Here is a 17,270-nt window from a genome sequence, read left to right as displayed (position 1 = left end):
GGGGCTGCGCTACCCGTGGGACAACAATAAACTCCGCACAGGTACGTGTGCACGGACAGCGCCGGGAGGTGAACGATGGTCGAACCGGGGAATCGCAATGCCTCGACGGAGGTGGCGGCCGTTCGTGTCCGCCCGTCCGCGCAGGCCGGGGCAGGTACAGCAGCCCCCGAGACGGCGACAGCGGCGCCGGTGACACCGCGCTGGGCGCCACTTCGCCGACCGGCCACGCCCATCGACCGCCCGCCCGCACCCGACGTCAGGGCGTTGCGCGCGCAGTTCCATCCGGCCCGGCTGCGCGGGTTCGCGCAGTCCTCGCCGGGGCGTCTGGTTGCCGCCGGACTGGTCCTGATGGTGCTCTGCGTGACCGCGGGCGCGGTGACTTCTTCGACGGTGAGCGAGCGCCAGCAAGCTCTCGGCGTGCTGCTCGACGACACCGAACCCGACGCGCATTCGGCCAACCACCTCTACACCTCGCTCTCGATCGCCGACGCGGCCGCGGGCACCGCGTTCATCGCGGGCGGCATCGAACCGAAGGCGGTGCGTGACCGCTATACCCAGGCCGTCGGTGAAGCCGCCGCCGAGCTGGTGACCCAGGCCGGGCACATCTCCGACGAGGAGGCGGCCGACCCGTCGGGCGCCGATCGTCGCCTGCGAACCGGCATCGCGACCGGCCTGCCGGTCTACAGCGGGCTGATCGAGACCGCGCGGGTGAACAACCGCAACGGTTATCCCGTCGGCGCGGCGTATCTGAGCGAGGCTTCGCATCAGATGCAGACCACGCTGCTGCCGATGGCCGAGGAACTCGAGGACCACCGCTTCGACGCGGTCACCGCGGCGCAGTATCGGCACGTGCAACCGCCGTGGACGGCGATCGTGCTGCTGGTGGTGGCGTTGGGCGCGCTGGTCTGGGTGCAGGTGGAGCTGGCGCGGCGCTCGCGGCGGTTCTTCAATATGGGTTTGCTGCTCGGCACCGGTGCGCTGGCGCTGACGCTGCTGTGGACGGTGGCCGCCGGTTCGGTGTCGGCGGTGGCGATGATTCGCTGCCGGGATGAAGGCGCGGTGCCGTCGGCGCGGTTGGCGGAGAGCCGAATCCTGGTGCAGCAGGCCAGATCAGCCGAGATGGTGAAGCTGGTGCGTCGCGACGCGACCGGCGACTACGACCGCACATTCGATACGAACACCGCCCGGCTCACCGAACTGCTCGCCGGATATCCCGATGACGCGCCCGCCCGCGACGAAGTGGGGCACGCGCAGGCCGCGCTCACCCGCTGGCAGTCCGCCCACGAGCGGATGAACGGCACCCTCGAGCGTGGCGATTTCCTTGGTGCGGCCGCGGTGGCGACCGGCCCGAGCGCCGCGGATTCGGCCGCCCAGGTCGACGCGCTCGACCGGGCACTGGACAAGGCGGGCGCCGCCACGCGAGCGACGTTGCGCGACAAGGTTTCCCAAGCGATCGATGTGCTGTCCTTCCTCGCCCCCGGCGCATTCGTGCTCGGGATCGCGGCGGCGGTGTGCGTGGCGCTCGGGTTGTGGCCGCGACTGCGGGAGTACCGGTGAGGCGCGGGCGCGTCCTCGCGGCGCTGATGCTGGTCGGGCTGCTCGCGGGCTGTTCCGACAGCACGCCCGCGCCCGACGAGCGCGGCGTCTATTCCGAACCGCCGTTGCCCGCCAAGGCAATTCCGATCGGCACCGACACCCCCGTACCCGCCACCGGTGGCGAGCAGTGCGGCGATCCGACCGCGAGTCTGCGACCCAGCACCGCCCCTGGCCCGACGATCGATGCGATTCGCGCGCGCGGCAGGCTGGTGGTCGGTCTCGACGCGGGCAGCAATCTGTTCAGCTTCCGCGATCCGCTCTCCGGGCGCATCGTCGGCTTCGACGCCGACATCGCCCGCGAGATCGCCCGCGACCTGCTCGGCAACCCGGATCTGATCGAATACCGCAGTCTCGCTTCGGAAGAACGCGAACGCGCACTGCAGGATCACACCGTCGACCTGATCGCGAAGACGATGACGATCACCTGCGAGCGACGTCAGCGGGTGGCGTTCTCGACGGTGTATCTGCGCGCCGATCAGCGGGTGCTGGCGGTGAAGGATTCGGGCATCAACGGCCTGGCCGATCTGGCGGGCAAGCGGGTGTGCGTGGTGCGCGGCACCACCTCGCTCGATCACATCCGTCGCGACCAGCCGGCCGCCACCATCCTGACGGTGCCGACCTGGGCCGATTGCCTGGTGGTGCTGCAACAACGCCAGGTCGACGCGGTGAGCACCGACGACTCGATCCTCGCAGGCCTCGCCGCCCAGGACCCCTACACCGAGGTGGTGGGGGGCAGCATCAGTGCCGAGCCGTACGGCATCGGCATCCCCAAGGGCGACGACGATCTGGTGCGTTTCGTGAACTCCACCCTGGACCGCATCCGCAACGACGGCACCTGGACCCGCATCCACCGCCGCTGGCTCGCGACCCTCGGCGAGACCCCGAGCCCACCCGCACCGAAGTACCAGGACTGACGGCGATGAGCACGAACTCGACCAATGACGAATCAGGGCAACGTGATTCGGATCGCCCGACCCCGGATGACCGGGAACGTCGCGAGCCCACCCAGATGATCCAACGACAGCGTCCAGGCACGCTGCCCGGTGGGTGGACGTTGCCCGGCGACGACGAGACGCGACCGCTGCCCAAGCTCACCGCCGAGGCCGCCGCGGAGTTCGCCCGCAAGCAGGCGAGCAGCCGCGACCACACCCCGGCGACCGACGCCACCTTGCGCACCGAGGACTCCGAGGTCCAGCGCTCGGGCGAGGCGGCACAGCAGCCTCCGGAAGCCACACCGCACGGGTCGGCCGAGGCTGCACAACGCTCCGCGGACACGGCTTACGCGGCAACCGAGGCTGCTCAGCGCTCCCCCGAGTCCATGCCTTTCGCGGCACCGGAGGCCGCCCAACAGCTGCCCCACGAAACCGCGCCGCACGCTGCAACCGAGGCTGCTCAGCGTTTCCCCGAGTCCGCGCCCTATGCGGCGACCGAGGCCGCACAACGGCTGCCCAGCGAAACCGCGCCTTACGCGGCGACCGAAGCGGCGCAGCGGGTTCCGGTGAATGCGCCGCATGCGGCTACCGAGGCTGCCCTGCGCGGCGACCTGCCCGGCTCACACGCGACTTCCGAACCGTGGCCTTCCACACCGGAGACCGGGGTGAGTACCACGCGGTCGGGGCGCAGTGTGCGGACGGCGCGGTCGCGTCCTACGCGCAGGCTCGGGGCGGGGCTGGTGCCGATTCCGACGGTGACCCCGGCTGATCCGCGTGATGCGGTGCTGGCGGACCCGATGGTGTCGGAGGGGCGGCGGTTCTGCTGGCGCTGTAGCAATCCGGTCGGGCGTTCGACGCCGGCGCGGGCCGCGTCGACCGCCGGTGAATGCGAAACCTGTGGGGCGGCTTACGATTTCCGGCCTTCGCTGCACGAGGGCGATATGGTCGCCGGGCAGTACGAGATCCAGGGTTGTATCGCGCACGGCGGGCTCGGCTGGATCTACCTGGCCATCGACCGCAATGTGAGCGATCGGTGGGTGGTGCTCAAGGGGTTGCTGCACGCCGGTGATGCCGAGGCGCAGGCCGTGGCGGTGGCGGAGCGGCAGTTCCTGGCCGAGGTGGCGCACCCGAGCATCGTCAAGATCCACAACTTCGTCGAGCACACCGCCGGTGACGGGTCCATCGGCTACATCGTGATGGAGTACGTGGGCGGTCATTCGCTACGCGACATCCTCGACGCCAAGCCGAGTGGCCAGCAGATGCCGCTGGCCGAGGCCATCGCGTATGTGCTGGAAATCCTTCCCGCACTGGAACATCTGCATTCGATCGGCCTCACCTACAACGACCTCAAGCCCGACAATGTGATGGTCACCGAGGACCAGGTGAAGCTGATCGACCTCGGCGCGGTCGCCACCATCGACGCCTACGGAAACCTGTACGGCACCAAGGGTTTCCAAGCTCCCGAGATCGCCCGCACCGGCCCGACACCCGCCTCCGACGTCTACACCGTCGGCCGCACCATCGCCGCCCTCACGTTGGCGCTGCCCAGCGAGCACGGCCGCTACCTCGACGGCATCCCCGACCCGGCCGACGAACCATTGCTGGCGCGCTACGAGTTCTTCCACCGGTTCCTGCTCACCGCCACCGATCCCGATCCGACGCAACGCTTTCCGTCGGCGCGCGCGATGATGGCGCAGCTGGCCGGTGTGCTGCGCGAGATCCTCGCCTACGACACCGGCACCGAACATCCCCAGCTGTCCACAGTGTTCAGTCCACAGCGCACCAGCTTCGGCACCGAGGAACTGATCAGCCAAACCGACGCCTACCTCGACGGTATCGGCCGCTCTCCGCTGCTCGATTCTCGCGATGTGGTTGCCGCCCTGCCCATCCCGCTGATCGACCCCGCCGACCCGTCGGCGCCGCTGCTGGCCGCGACCACCAACCCGGAGCCGGAACGGGTGCTAGAGGCGCTGCACGATGCACGCGAGCGGGCCGAGGCCGATCCCGACAACGCGCCCGAAACCCTAGCGGGCGAACTGCTTTTCGCCGAGGCGCGGGCCCGGCTGGAACTGGGCGAGTCGGCGGCGGTGCTCCACATGCTCGACCGGGTACCCAACGAATCGGATTGGCGCACCGACTGGTTCAGAGGCCAGGCCTATCTGCTGGAGCTCGACTACGAAGCCGCCTTCGCCGCCTTCGAGGAGGTGCTGCGCGTGCTGCCGGGTGAGATCGCGCCCAAGCTGGCACTCGCCGCAACGGCGGAACTCATTCTGCAGCACTGGGATTCCGCCGCACCCGAGCAGTGGCGCAGCTTCGCCGAACGCTATTACGACACCGTCTGGCGCACCGACCGCGCCGTCGTGAGCGCCGCATTCGGCCTCGCCCGGCAGTTGGCGGTGGCAGGGCGAGTCGGCGAAGCCGTGCACGCGCTCGACGACGTACCCGCCGCGTCACGCCACTTCACCACCGCCCAGACCACGGCAATCCTGTTGCTGCTCACCAGCTCTCCCGTCGCCGAACTCGACGAACAGGTCCTGCGACTGGCGGCCTCGCGGGCCCAGTCCATCGCGCCCGGCGAGCACCGCGCCACCCTCATGCGCACCCTGGTCCAGGGCACCGCGCTGGCGTGGTTGCAGGCGGGGAACACCCCGAAACGTAAGGACGCCAAGCTGTTCGGTCGCAGCTTCTCCGAACGCGATCTACGCGACGGCACCGAATCCGGCCTGCGCGCCCTCGCCCGCAACGCGCCGGACCGGGACCACCGCTACGCCCTCGTCGACCTGGCCAACTCTTTGCGCCCGAAGTCCTGGTTTTAGCCGACCAACTTGTGGGCGGCGCGCGCGATGGCCAGTTCCTCGTTGGTGGGGACCACCAGCACCGTCACCGGGGCGAAATCCGGGGAGATGGGGCGGATGCCGGGGGTTCGGGTCTCGTTGCGGGTCGGGTCGATCTCGATGCCAAGGTTCTGCAGTCCCGCCAGTGCGTCGGCGCGCACGGCCGGGCTGTTCTCCCCCACGCCCGCGGTGAAGACGATGGTGTCGACGGTGCCGAGTTCCACCAGGTAGGCGCCGAGATAGCGGCGCAGACGGTGGATGTAGACGTCGTAGGCGAGTTTCGCCTGAGTGTCGCCACCGTCGATGAGCTGCTGCAATTCACGGAAGTCGTTGACCCCGCTCATACCCTTGAGCCCGGAACTGCGGTTGAGCAGTTGCTCCACCTGGCTGATGTCCAGATCGGCCGCCCGCATGAGATACGGCGTCACACCGGGGTCGAGATCGCCCGGCCTGGTCCCCATCACGAGACCTTCCAGCGGGGTCATGCCCATGGTGGTGTCGATCGCGGTGCCCGCCTGGATCGATGACGCCGACGCGCCGTTGCCCAGGTGGAAGACGATCTGGTTCAGCTCCTCGGTCGGCTTGCCCAGGTACTCCGCGGCCTTCTCCGATACGTACTGGTGCGAGGTGCCGTGGAAGCCGTACTTGCGAATACCGTGGGCCGCAGCGAGTTTCGCGTCGATCGCGTAGGTCCTCGCGGCGTCGGGCATGGTGTGGAAGAACGCCGTGTCGAAAACCGCGACCTCGGGAAGGCCGGGCAGCAGTTCGCGGGTCGACTCGATGCCGACCACATTGGCGGGATTGTGCAGCGGCGCGAGCACCGACAGTTCATCGATCGCCGCCACGACATCGTCGGTGATCAGGGTCGGTTCCCAGAACACCTCGCCGCCGTGCACCACCCGGTGCCCGACCGCGCCGATCCCGATCGTGGTGAGGTCGAGGCCGGTCTCGCGGAACATCTCGAACGCCCGCGCCAGCCCGGCTTTGTGATCGGGGATCGCGCCGTTGAACTCGAGCTTGGCCGGACCTGCCTCGTGCACGATCCGCCCACCGTGCGCTTCGCCGATCTTCTCGACCAGGCCCGAAGCCAGCACCTGACCTGAGACAGCGTGCAGCAGTTGATATTTGATCGACGAAGAGCCGCTGTTCAGCACCAGCACGAGGTCGCTCACTTGGCATCTCCCTGCGCCTGGATGGCGGTGATCGCCACCGTGTTGACGATGTCGGCGACCAACGCGCCGCGCGAAAGATCGTTCACCGGCTTGCGCAGACCCTGCAGCACCGGACCGATCGCGACCGCGCCAGCACTGCGCTGCACCGCCTTGTAGGTGTTGTTGCCGGTATTGAGGTCGGGAAAGACGAAAACCGTTGCCTTACCGGCTACTTCGGAATCGGGCAGCTTGGCGCTGGCAACGGCTGGCTCGATCGCCGCGTCGTATTGGATCGGTCCTTCCACCGGCAGTTCCGGTGCCCGTTCACGTACGAGTTCGGTGGCCGCGCGCACCTTGTCGACATCGGCGCCGGTGCCGGACGCACCCGTCGAGTACGACAGCATCGCCACCCGCGGCTCGATGCCGAACCGGGCCGCCGTGCCCGCCGAGGACACCGCGATATCGGCCAGCTGCTCCGAGCTCGGATCGGGCACCACCGCGCAATCGCCATAGGCGAGAACACGATCGGCCAGACACATCAGGAACACACTCGACACCGTGGAGACGCCGGGCACCGTCTTGATGATCTCGAACGAGGGCCGGATCGTGTGGGCGGTGGTGTGCGCGGCGCCGGAGACCATGCCGTCGGCGATTCCCTTGTAGACCATCATGGTGCCGAAATACGAGATGTCGGCCATGGTTTCGCGCGCCCGCTCGAGCGTCATGCCCTTGTGTTTGCGCAATTCGGTGTACTCGGCGGCGAATTCGTCGAGGTAGCCCGAGGTGCGTGGGTCGAGCACCTGGGCATCGGCGATGTCGACGCCGAGTTCGGAGGCGCGTGCCCGGATGGAGGTCTCGTCGCCGAGGATGGTGAGGTCGGCGATCTTGCGCTGCAGCACCCGGCCTGCGGCGCGCAGAATGCGGTCGTCGTCGCCCTCGGGCAGCACGATGCGTTTGCGATCGGAGCGGGCGCGTTCGATCAGCCGGTATTCGAACATCTGCGGTGTCACGACTTCCGAGGACGGAACCTGGATGCGCCGCAACAACTCCGGTGCGTCGACGCGCTGTTCCATCAGCGCGAGCGCGGTGTCGACCTTGCCCGGGCTGCCCGCCCACATCCGCCCGCGGGTGCCGTGCACGGCGCTGGCGGTGTCATAGGTGCCGAGTTCGGTGGCCAGGATCGGCAGCCGGGGATGCAGCCCTTCCATCAGGCGTGCGATCGCCGGATGCGGGCGGAGGCCACCGTTCATGATCACGCCCGCCAGCGACGGAAACCCTTCTGCCTCATGGGCATTCACCAGGCTGAGCAGAACATCGGAACGGTCACCCGGCGCAATCACCACCACACCGTCGGACAGGCGCTCCAGAATGTGCTCGGCGGTCATGCCGCCGACCATGATGCGCAACGCCTCACGCTGCAGCAATTCCGGGTCGCCACTGTAGATTTCGCCGTCGATCGACTCGCACAACTCCGCCATGGTCGGCGCCATCAGCAGCGGCACCTCGGGCAGCGTCCAGGACGGCACGTCGAAACCCGCCAGGGTGCCCGCGATTTCGTCGAGTTCATCGGGGTCGCAGCGGTTGGCCACGATCGCGACCAGGTGGGCATGTTCGGTAGCCAGCTCGGAGGCACATAACTCGACGAGCTGTTTGACCTCGGCGGGGGTGCGGTCGGCGCCGCGGACCACCAGCAGGACCGGCGCGCCCAGGTTCACCGCGATGCGGGCGTTGAAGCGCAGCTCGCTCGGGCTGGCGACGTCGGTGTAATCACTGCCGACGATCACCACCGCGTCGCACGCCTTGGCGACGTCGTGGAAGCGCATCACGATGTCGCTGATCGCGGCGGTGGGGTCGCGGTGGACGTCCTCGTAGGTGACGCCGACGGCCTGCTCGTAGCTGATGTCGGCGGTGCTGTGCTCGAGCAGCAGTTCGAGGATGTAGTCGGGCTCGTCGGCGGAGCGGGTGATCGGACGGAACACACCCACGCGGGCCGTGGTGGCGCACAGCATGCCGAGAACCCCCAGGGCCACCGTAGATTTTCCGGTGTCACCCTCGGGCGAGGCGATGTACACGGTGGACGGCGCATGTTCGACCATGCTCGCGAGCTTAGTGAATCGTCGGCGATTCGGGGGCTCGGTGTGGTCCGATCGATGCCGTTATAGTCCGGTTCATGACATCGCAGTTCCCGGATCGGCAGTGGGGTTCCCGCACCAACCCCCTGTCCCGCGCAGCAAACCGTTTCGCCGCGACCAAGCCGGGTTCCTGGCTGATCCGCACGCTCACCCCGCTCGACCGGGCCGTCCTCGAACGCACCGACGCCAAGTACACCGTGCTCGGCCCGATCGGGGCGCCGGTGGTCCTGCTCACCACGACCGGTCGCAAGTCCGGTCTGCCGCGCACCCAGCCGCTGCTCTACGTCCACGACGGCGACACGCTCTACGTCATCGGCTCCAACTTCGGCCAGGCCAGCCACCCCGCCTGGACCTCGAATCTGCTCGCCGACCCCGCGGCCACTGTCGCCATCGCGGGCGAACGCATCCCCGTCACAGCCACACCGGTCCCCGCCGCCGACAAAGAAGAAATCTTCGCCCGTTTCGTCGACATCACCGGCGCGTACACCGCCTACCGCGACCGCACCACCCGCGACCTGCGCATTTTCGCCTTGCGCCGGGCATAACCGCTCTAGTAAGGCCAGGTCGGGGGCCGGACGCACGCCCCGGCCCCCGTCCGGGTCAGACCTTGTCGACCTCGCCGTTCGACAGGGCCTTCTGCAGGGAGTTGAAGACCGTCAGGCCCTGGCCGACCATGCCGTTGAGCATCTCGCTCACGCCGTCGGGACCGTTGAGGACGGTGAGGTTGGCGCCTGCCAGGCCCTGAGACGCCTGCTTGACGATCTCGGGTAGCTGCTCGATGAGCATCTGGTCGAGGGCGATGCGGTTGTTGGAAGCTGCCGCTTCGGCTTGGATGCGGGTGCGGTCGGCCTCCGCTTCGGCGAGGATGCGGACCCGTTCCGCTTCTGCCTGAGCAGGTTTCACCACTTCGGCCTGAAGCTCCTGTTCGCGCAGTTCCGCGTTCTTGCGCGCCTGTTCGGCCTGGGCGTGCAGGACCGCTTGGCGGGCGATGGCGTCGGCGAGCGGACCTGCCTGTGCCGCTTCGGCATTGGCCTTGTCGATGTCGCGCTGGTACTGGGCCTTGAGGATCGACGTCTCGCGTTCGTACTCGGCGCGACGACGCAACGACTCCTGCTCGGCTTCGGCGGAACGCTGGGCGGCTTGCGCCTGGGCGATCTGCGCGTCGCGCTGCACGGCCGCATTGTGCGGTGCCGCAAGCGCATTGATGTAGCCGAGGTTGCCGTCGTCGATGGACTGGATCTGGAACGAGTCGACCCAGAGGCCGATATTGCTCATCTCCACCTTCGAGGCGATGAGTACTTCGTCGGCCAGCTTCTGGCGTTCGCGGATGATCTCCTCGACCGTCATCGAGCCGACGATCGAGCGCAGGTGGCCGGAGAAGATACGACCGGTCAGCACCGACATCTCCTGCTCCTGTTCGGACAGGAAGCGTTGTGCCGCATTGACAATCGACTGGGTGTCGTTGGCGACCTTGAACGCGATCACCGCGCGCACATCGAGCTGGATGGCCTGCTTGGTGACGCAGCGCTCGCGGATCTCGGATTCGAACATGGCCAGCGACAGGTAGCGAACCTTGCGGAACAGCGGCACCACCCAGGTACCGCGTCCGATGACCACCCGGAACGGGGTGTCGTCCTTGGTCTTGGCGCCGCTGACCAGCATCGCTTCGTCGGGGTCGGGAACGTGATAGCCCAGCATCATGGGGCCCTTTCATTCAGCGGGGAGGGGAATCCAGGTGACCACGTCGACCAGGCGTCCCGGATGGACCGCGACGATCAACACGGTGGTCCAGGCGGCGATCGGCTCCTCGGCTCTGGCGAGATAGAGCTCGGTGCCCCCACGAATCGAGACCAGCACCTCACCCAGCGCGCCTGCCGCGCGGATCGGCGACGTGATGACGCCGGTCATGCCGTGTACGGAGTCGGTCATCGCGGGTGAACCTCCTTGTCTCGCACCGGATGCCGTCAGCGTACGGAGGGTCGGCTGTAAGCCGGTAGCAAAATTCTTATTGACAGCATTCTGTCAAATATGACAACATACTGTCATGACGACGAAAACAGTCCACGTAGCCGTTTACGACACCCTCGCCGACTGGGAAGTGGGGGCCGCGACGGCGCATATCGCCAATGGCAACTGGCACCGGGAGCCCGGAACGTTCGAGGTCAAGACGGTCGGCCTCACCACAGAACCGATCACCACCATGGGGCGGCTGCGCGTGACGCCCGACCTCGCCGTCGCCGATCTCGATCCGGCCGACAGCGCGATGCTGATCCTGCCCGGCGCGGATCTGTGGATAAGCGGGGAGCTGATCTCGTTCGCGCACAAGGCAAAAGAGTTCGTCGCGGCCGGGGTGCCGGTGGCCGCGATCTGCGGCGCCACCTTCGGACTGGCCGGAGCCGGCTTGCTCGATGACCGCGCGCACACCAGCAATGCGGCGGAATTCCTGTCCTACAGCGGCTATTCGGGTTCGGACCGCTACGTCGAGACACCTGCGGTCACCGACCGTGACGTGATCACCGCCGACGGTATGTCGCCGTTCGAATTCGCCAGAGAGATCTTCGCGCGCCTTGACCTGTACGAACCGCACGTACTCGAGGCCTGGTACAAGCTGTATGCACAGAAGGACCCGGCCGGGTACGCCGTGCTGGCCGAATACGAAGGGAGCCACGTCGCTTGAACTCCGACCAGGACTTACTCGACGCCGCCGCGCTTACCGTCTTCCGACTCAACGGCCAGTTCCTCACCATCGGTGACGGATTGTCCGCACCGGCCGGAATCTCGGTGGCCTGGTGGCAGGTGATGGCCGCCATCCAAAACCAGCCACAGCCGGTCGCCGGGATCGCCCGCGCCATGGGTATCACCCGCCAGAGCGTGCAGCGGATCGCGGACCTGCTGGTCGGCAAGGGCATGTGCGAATACCGCCCCAACCCGGCCCACAAACGGGCCAAACTGGTCGCGATGACAGCGGCGGGCGAGGCCGCAATCAGCCGCATCAACCCCCAGCACGCGGCCATGGCACACCGCCTGGCCAAGGCCCTCGGCCCCACCGAGTTCGCCGCAACAGTCGAGACTCTCACCCGCCTCGCGACCACCCTCGACACGATCATTGCCGACGAGGACTGACTGAAAGTCATTGCGGCGCACCATTGGTCGAAATCGGTGACGGTTCCGCTCGACTCGGCCGGCGAACACCGCGACGCCCCCACCACCGGATGGGCGATGAGGGCGTCGACGCGGGGTCGGCGTCAGCTCTGGAGAGCGGCCTCGATTTCGAGGGTGAGGGTGATCTTGTCGCCGATGACGGCGCCGCCGTCGGGCAGCGGCATGTCGATGTCGAGGCCGAAGTCGCGGCGGGAGACGACGGTTTTGGCTTCGAAGCCGGCGACGGGGCCGTTGCCCATGCCGGGGCTGACGCCGAGGAATTCGACGTCGAGGGAGACCTGCTTGGTGTTGCCGCGCACGGTGAATTCGCCGTCGACGACGAATTCGGTGCCCTCGCCGCGGAAGGCGGTGGACTTGAAGGTCATCAGCGGGAAATCTTCGGCGTGGAAGAAGTCGGCGGTGCGCAGGTGGGCGTCGCGCTGGGCGTTGTCGGTGGTGAGGGAGTCGACGCGGATTTCGGCAGCGGCAGTGGCGGTGCCGTCCTCGGCGATCACCAGGGCGCCGTCGAAGTCGGTGAAGCGGCCGCGGACCTTGCTCACCATGAGGTGACGAACCGAGAAGCCGACGGTGGAGTGGGTGGGGTCGATGGCCCAGGTGCCTGCGGTGAGTCCCTTGGCGATGGCGGTGGTCATGAGCGAGCTCCTTGTGTTCGGTGGGTTGAGCGGAGGGGTGAGTCGGGGATCAGACCGACTCGGTTTCGGAGGGTCGGTTCGCGGCGAGCAGATCCTCGAAGGAAGACATTTCGGCGTAGGGGTCGGCCGGGCGGCTCGCCCTGGTGCCGAGCAGTAGACCGGCGAATTCTTTTGCGGCGCGGTCTATTCGGTTGTTCAGTGCCTGGTCGGCGCTGTTCGCGCCCCAGTCGGTCGATGCCGCGTAGACGGCGGTGGGGACGACGATCGAGCGCAGGTAGGCAAAAAGTGGGCGGACGGCGTGTTCGAGCGCAAGGGAGTGGCGTTCGGTGCCGCCGGTTGCCCCGGTCAGTACCGGCATGCCTGCGAGCGAATCCGGTTCCAGCACATCGAAAAAGGTCTTGAACAGGCCGCTGTAGGAGGCGCTGAAGATCGGTGTGACGGCGATCAGGCCGTCGGCGGTGACGACCTTGTCGATCGCCGACCGCAGTGTCGGGGCGGGGAAACCGGTGAGCAGGTTGTCGGCGAGATCGCGGGCGTGATCGCGCAGGTCTACGAAGTCCACTTCGACCTCGGCGCCTTTGGCGCGCAGGTCGCCGGCTGTCGCGGCGGCCAGGCGATCGGCCAGCAGTCGGGTCGACGAAGGCTGCGAAAGCCCAGCCGACACCACTGCGATACGGGTTGTCATGCGGTCACCTCCTTTGTGTGTCGGGCATCGAGTACGCGGTGCTGTGTGGTTGTCACGCGCCCACCGCCGTCACGGACCTGGCGGCGAAGTGCGCGGCGCTGTGTGGATGTCACGCGCCCACCTCCGTGGTGCGCCGGGCGTCTCTGCGTGGATGTCATGCGCCTACCTCCGCCACGTGCTTGGCGAGCAGCGAGGCGTGTGTCGGGGCATCCGGAACGTGTGCGGGGCGGCGGGCAGCGAATTCCTTGCGCAGCACCGGGATGACCTCTTCGCCGAGCAGGTCGAGCTGTTCGAGCACCGTCTTCAGCGGCAGGCCGGCGTGGTCGATCAGGAACAGCTGGCGCTGGTAGTCACCGAAGTGCTCACGGAAGGTGAGCGTCTTCTCGATGACCTGCTGCGGGCTGCCCACGGTGAGCGGGGTCTGCTCGGTGAAGTCCTCCAGCGACGGGCCGTGCCCGTAAACGGGCGCGTTGTCGAAGTAGGGTCGGAATTCGCGGACGGCATCCTGAGAGTTCTTGCGCAGGAACACTTGTCCGCCCAATCCCACGATCGCCTGGTCGGCGCTGCCGTGGCCGTAGTGCTCGTAGCGGCGGCGGTACAGGTCGATCAGTCGCTTGAAATGGTCTGTGGGCCAGAAGATGTGGTTGGCGAAGAAGCCGTCGCCGTAGTACGCGGCCTGCTCGGCGATCTCCGGGCTACGGATCGAGCCGTGCCAGACGAACGGCGGCACATCGTCGAGCGGACGCGGGGTCGAGGTGAACGACTGCAGTGGCGTACGGAACTTGCCTTCCCAGTCAACGACGTCTTCGCGCCAAAGTCGGTGCAGCAGTGCGTAGTTCTCGATGGCGAGGGGAATGCCGTCGCGAATGTCCTTGCCGAACCACGGGTAGACCGGGCCGGTGTTGCCGCGCCCGAGCATCAGGTCGACCCGGCCGTCGGCCAGGTGCTGCAGCATCGCGAAGTCCTCGGCGATCTTGACCGGGTCGTTCGTGGTGATCAGCGTGGTCGAGGTGGACAGCATGATGTTGTCGGTGCGGCCTGCGATATAGCCGAGCATCGTGGTCGGCGAGGACGGTACGAAGGGGCGATTGTGGTGCTCGCCCATCGCGAACACATCAAGGCCCACCTCCTCGGCCTTCTGCGCGATCGCGACCATCGCCTTGATCCGCTCCCCCTCGGTAGGGGTGCGGCCGGTGGTTGGGTCGGCGGTCACATCGCCGACGCTGAAGATTCCGAACTGCACGGACCCTCCTTTGGTTGCCATGGCAACTATAACCAAGAAGGCCGGCGAACTATTCCGATACCTACTTGGACACACGATCACCAGGCTTTCCTGGCGACATCGCCCGAGAGAGAAGACCCTCAGAGCCTGGTGATCACCTGTCCGGTGCTCAGTCGGCGAAGGGGTGGCGGGTGCGGCCGATCAGGTCCGCGACCGAGCCGACCACCGCGGTCGGGCGGAAGGGGTAGGCCTCCACCGAGGCCTTCGACGAGATGCCCGAGGTCACCAGCACTGTGCGCAGGCCCGCTTCCAGTCCGGCGATCACGTCGGTGTCCATGCGGTCGCCGATCATCACCGTCGACTGGGAGTGCGCGCCGATCCGGCGCAGGGCCGAACGCATCATGAGCGGGTTCGGCTTGCCGACGTAGTACGGCTCCTTGCCGGTGGCGCGGGTGATCAGGGCGGCGACCGAACCGGTGGCGGGCAGGACGCCGTCGCGGGACGGGCCGGTGGCGTCGGGGTTGGTGGCGATGAACTTGGCGCCCTTGTCGACCAGGCGGATCGCGGTGGTGATGGCCTCGAAGGAGTAGGTGCGGGTTTCGCCGAGGACCACGTAATCGGGGTCGCTGTCGGTGAGGACGTAGCCGATCTCGTGCAGCGCGGTGGTGAGGCCGGATTCGCCGACCACGTAGGCGGTGCCGTTGGGGCGCTGGTCGTCGAGGAAGGTCGCCGTGGCCAGGGCCGAGGTCCAGATCGACTCCTCGGGGATGTCGAGGCCGGTGTGGCGCAGGCGGGCCTGCAGGTCGCGCGGGGTGCGGATGGAGTTGTTGGTGAGCACGAGGAACGGGATCTCGTTGGCGCGCAGTTCGGCGAGGAACTCGTCGGCGCCGGGGATCAGCTGATCCTCGTGCACCAGGACGCCGTCCATGTCGGTCAGGTACGACAGGATCTGCTCATCTTTTGCGGTCACCAGTTAATTGTCCGCTAAAACGCGATGTGATGGGTGACGAAACGGCATGGGCGCGGAGGGCGGACTGCGCGCTAGGGTCGTGTGGCAGGGGTCAACGGATGACAGGAGTGGCTGGAATGGTCGATCTCAAGCTCGGGTACAAGGCATCGGCAGAGCAGTTCGGGCCGCGAGAGCTGGTCGAACTCGGCGTCGCCGCCGAGCAGCACGGTCTCGACAGCGCGACTGTGAGCGATCACTTCCAGCCGTGGCGCCACGACGGTGGCCACGCGCCGTTCTCGCTGGCCTGGCTCGCGGCGGTCGGCGAGCGCACCGAGCGGATCCAGCTCGGCACCTCGGTGCTCACCCCCACCTTCCGCTACAACCCGGCCGTGATCGCGCAGGCCTTCGCGACGCTGGGCTGCTTGTACCCGAACCGGGTGATGCTCGGGGTCGGTACCGGTGAGGCGCTGAACGAAATCGCCACCGGTTACAAAGGCGAATGGCCCGATTTCAAAGAGCGTTTCGCGCGCCTGCGTGAAGCCGTGAAAATGATGCGCGAACTGTGGACCGGCGACCGCGTCGACTTCGACGGCGAGTACTACCACACCGTCGGCGCCTCGATCTATGACGTTCCCAAGGGCGGAATCCCCGTCTACATCGCGGCCGGCGGCCCCGTCGTCGCCCGATACGCGGGCCGCGCGGGCGACGGTTTCATCTGCACCTCGGGCAAGGGCATGGATCTCTACACCGAGAAACTGCTCCCCGCCGTCGCCGAGGGTGCCGCGAAGGCCGAACGCAATGTCGCCGACATCGACAAGATGATCGAGATCAAGATCTCCTACGACACCGATCCCGAACTGGCCCTTCAAAACACCCGCTTCTGGGCCCCGCTGTCGCTGACCCCCGAACAGAAGCACGACATCACCGACCCGATCGAAATGGAGAAGGCCGCCGACGCCCTCCCGATCGAACAGGTCGCCAAGCGCTGGATCGTCGCCAGCGACCCCGACGAAGCCGTCGCCAAGATCAAGCCCTACCTCGACGCAGGCCTCAACCACCTCGTCTTCCACGCCCCCGGCCACGACCAGCTCCGCTTCCTCGACCTGTTCAAGCGAGACCTGGCCCCCCGCCTGCGCGCGCTGGGGTAATACGACTGACGACCCGCGCAGGATCCGTCCCGAACTTCTGGGGCGTGGCGGACCTGCCGGTCAATCCGCGCAAAACAACACGCAGCGATCACACATCCGCGTCGCGGACCGGAAATGCCAACAGAGTTCCCAACTCCGCTCTGAGTCCGTCGAGTAGGGCACCTAACTGGGAATGCGCCACAGCGGTACGCGCGATCAGATCCAGAACACCAGCGACGGCATTCTGATCTGACTCGGTCGGCAGGAGAACCGGCATCGAACGCAAACGCTGCGTGTTGATGGCCGGGATCGTGGCCCCCGTGGAGTTCGCCGCGATCCAGGCCTGTGCACCAGCCGACTGGAGAAAGTGCAGAAGGTACAGCGGCTGGACTTCCCCGGTGGGGCGCAACCGGAGACAACTCGAGCCGAGTATTCGACCAGCCTGACCGTGCCCGACCAGACCGAACCGGCCCAACGTGCCCGCTCGTGCCGTCACGATGTCACCGTCGTGCACTGCGTATCGATCCAGGTCATGCGGTACGTCCAGGTCCAATCGACCGAGATCGAGATCGCCGACTCGGCCATCGCGGATATTGCGTGCCTGGACCAGCGTGACCCCACCTTCAACCTTGTCACCGGTGGCACGTGCCCATGCTGGGCCCTGCAGTACCTCACAGATCGAACCCAGCTCTACGAAACGTCCACGTTGTTTCGCGAGCTCGGCCACATCGGTGAGTACGGCTTCGATCCGCTCATCCGCCGCAGTGACCTTTTCTCGATCAGTACGGAACCGGCTCGCCATGTTCTCCACCGTTCGCGCCGTCTCGATACGGTCGAGAACCGCAGTC

The 17,270-nt window shown here is 67.2% G+C and carries 15 protein-coding genes; 7 read left to right on the top strand and 8 right to left on the bottom strand.

Features of this window, described 5'->3' with window-relative positions; genetic code table 11:
• Positions 1-75 precede the first annotated feature (75 nt).
• From ACFW6D_RS22115 to ACFW6D_RS22105, 3 genes are read left to right on the top strand one after another with little or no spacing between them, the layout of a single operon-like run.
• On the top strand, positions 76-1,557 hold the full coding sequence (locus ACFW6D_RS22115; RefSeq protein ID WP_379330911.1) for a hypothetical protein: 1,482 nt from the start codon (positions 76-78) through the stop codon (positions 1,555-1,557).
• Positions 1,554-2,510 carry a glutamate ABC transporter substrate-binding protein gene (locus ACFW6D_RS22110; RefSeq protein ID WP_379330909.1) on the top strand — a complete coding sequence of 319 codons (957 nt, stop codon included), beginning with the start codon at positions 1,554-1,556 and terminating at the stop codon, positions 2,508-2,510. Before ACFW6D_RS22115 ends, ACFW6D_RS22110 begins: the two co-directional genes overlap by 4 nt.
• A gap of 5 nt (positions 2,511-2,515) precedes the next feature.
• A complete protein-coding gene (locus ACFW6D_RS22105) occupies positions 2,516-5,344 on the top strand; it encodes a tetratricopeptide repeat protein (RefSeq protein ID WP_379330907.1) in 2,829 nt (942 codons plus the stop codon).
• Here the strand turns inward: ACFW6D_RS22105 and ACFW6D_RS22100 are convergent.
• A complete protein-coding gene (locus ACFW6D_RS22100) occupies positions 5,341-6,534 on the bottom strand; it encodes an acetate kinase (protein ID WP_379330905.1) in 1,194 nt (397 codons plus the stop codon). The two genes, ACFW6D_RS22105 and ACFW6D_RS22100, sit on opposite strands and share 4 nt — an antisense overlap.
• Positions 6,531-8,609: a phosphate acetyltransferase gene (gene pta, locus ACFW6D_RS22095; protein ID WP_379330903.1), complete on the bottom strand. Its 2,079-nt coding sequence runs from the start codon at positions 8,607-8,609 to the stop codon at positions 6,531-6,533. Before pta ends, ACFW6D_RS22100 begins: the two co-directional genes overlap by 4 nt.
• A gap of 74 nt (positions 8,610-8,683) precedes the next feature.
• On the opposite strand from pta, the gene ACFW6D_RS22090 reads away from it, so the two are divergent.
• Positions 8,684-9,190, top strand: coding sequence for a nitroreductase/quinone reductase family protein (locus ACFW6D_RS22090; protein ID WP_379330901.1), 507 nt, complete (start codon positions 8,684-8,686; stop codon positions 9,188-9,190).
• Between the two features lie 55 nt (positions 9,191-9,245).
• Here the strand turns inward: ACFW6D_RS22090 and ACFW6D_RS22085 are convergent, their stop codons facing one another.
• Positions 9,246-10,343 carry an SPFH domain-containing protein gene (locus ACFW6D_RS22085; protein ID WP_379330949.1) on the bottom strand — a complete coding sequence of 366 codons (1,098 nt, stop codon included), beginning with the start codon at positions 10,341-10,343 and terminating at the stop codon, positions 9,246-9,248.
• Between the two features lie 12 nt (positions 10,344-10,355).
• Entirely contained in the window at positions 10,356-10,574 is a 219-nt protein-coding gene (locus ACFW6D_RS22080) for a hypothetical protein (RefSeq protein WP_379232697.1), read from the bottom strand.
• A 115-nt stretch (positions 10,575-10,689) separates the two neighbouring features.
• On the opposite strand from ACFW6D_RS22080, the gene ACFW6D_RS22075 reads away from it, so the two are divergent.
• Together ACFW6D_RS22075 and ACFW6D_RS22070 are read left to right on the top strand one after the other, a co-directional pair.
• Complete coding sequence (locus ACFW6D_RS22075) at positions 10,690-11,322, top strand: DJ-1/PfpI family protein (protein ID WP_379232695.1); 633 nt, start codon at positions 10,690-10,692, stop codon at positions 11,320-11,322.
• On the top strand, positions 11,319-11,768 hold the full coding sequence (locus ACFW6D_RS22070) for a MarR family winged helix-turn-helix transcriptional regulator (RefSeq protein WP_379232693.1): 450 nt from the start codon (positions 11,319-11,321) through the stop codon (positions 11,766-11,768). Before ACFW6D_RS22075 ends, ACFW6D_RS22070 begins: the two co-directional genes overlap by 4 nt.
• 122 nt (positions 11,769-11,890) lie before the next feature.
• Here ACFW6D_RS22070 and ACFW6D_RS22065 read toward each other — a convergent pair whose 3' ends face one another.
• The 4 genes from ACFW6D_RS22065 to ACFW6D_RS22050 all read right to left on the bottom strand — a co-directional run bounded on the left by ACFW6D_RS22065 (position 11,891) and on the right by ACFW6D_RS22050 (position 15,274).
• Complete coding sequence (locus ACFW6D_RS22065; protein WP_379232692.1) at positions 11,891-12,439, bottom strand: YceI family protein; 549 nt, start codon at positions 12,437-12,439, stop codon at positions 11,891-11,893.
• A 49-nt stretch (positions 12,440-12,488) separates the two neighbouring features.
• Positions 12,489-13,124, bottom strand: a complete 636-nt coding sequence (locus ACFW6D_RS22060; RefSeq protein WP_379330899.1) for an FMN reductase — start codon at positions 13,122-13,124, stop codon at positions 12,489-12,491.
• A gap of 154 nt (positions 13,125-13,278) precedes the next feature.
• Positions 13,279-14,367: an LLM class flavin-dependent oxidoreductase gene (locus ACFW6D_RS22055; RefSeq protein ID WP_379330897.1), complete on the bottom strand. Its 1,089-nt coding sequence runs from the start codon at positions 14,365-14,367 to the stop codon at positions 13,279-13,281.
• A 148-nt stretch (positions 14,368-14,515) separates the two neighbouring features.
• Positions 14,516-15,274 (bottom strand): HAD-IIA family hydrolase, encoded by a 759-nt coding sequence (locus ACFW6D_RS22050; protein WP_379232880.1) that lies wholly within the window; start codon positions 15,272-15,274, stop codon positions 14,516-14,518.
• A gap of 158 nt (positions 15,275-15,432) precedes the next feature.
• Here ACFW6D_RS22050 and fgd point away from each other — a divergent pair, with 158 nt between their 5' ends.
• Positions 15,433-16,443 carry a glucose-6-phosphate dehydrogenase (coenzyme-F420) gene (gene fgd, locus ACFW6D_RS22045; protein ID WP_379232686.1) on the top strand — a complete coding sequence of 337 codons (1,011 nt, stop codon included), beginning with the start codon at positions 15,433-15,435 and terminating at the stop codon, positions 16,441-16,443.
• Positions 16,444-17,270 lie beyond the last annotated feature (827 nt).

It is taken from the genome of Nocardia sp. NPDC058705, from assembly GCF_042749305.1.
Classification (GTDB): domain Bacteria; phylum Actinomycetota; class Actinomycetes; order Mycobacteriales; family Mycobacteriaceae; genus Nocardia.
Note: the sequence above shows the minus strand (reverse complement) of the source record. Positions and strands in the feature narration are given on the sequence as shown.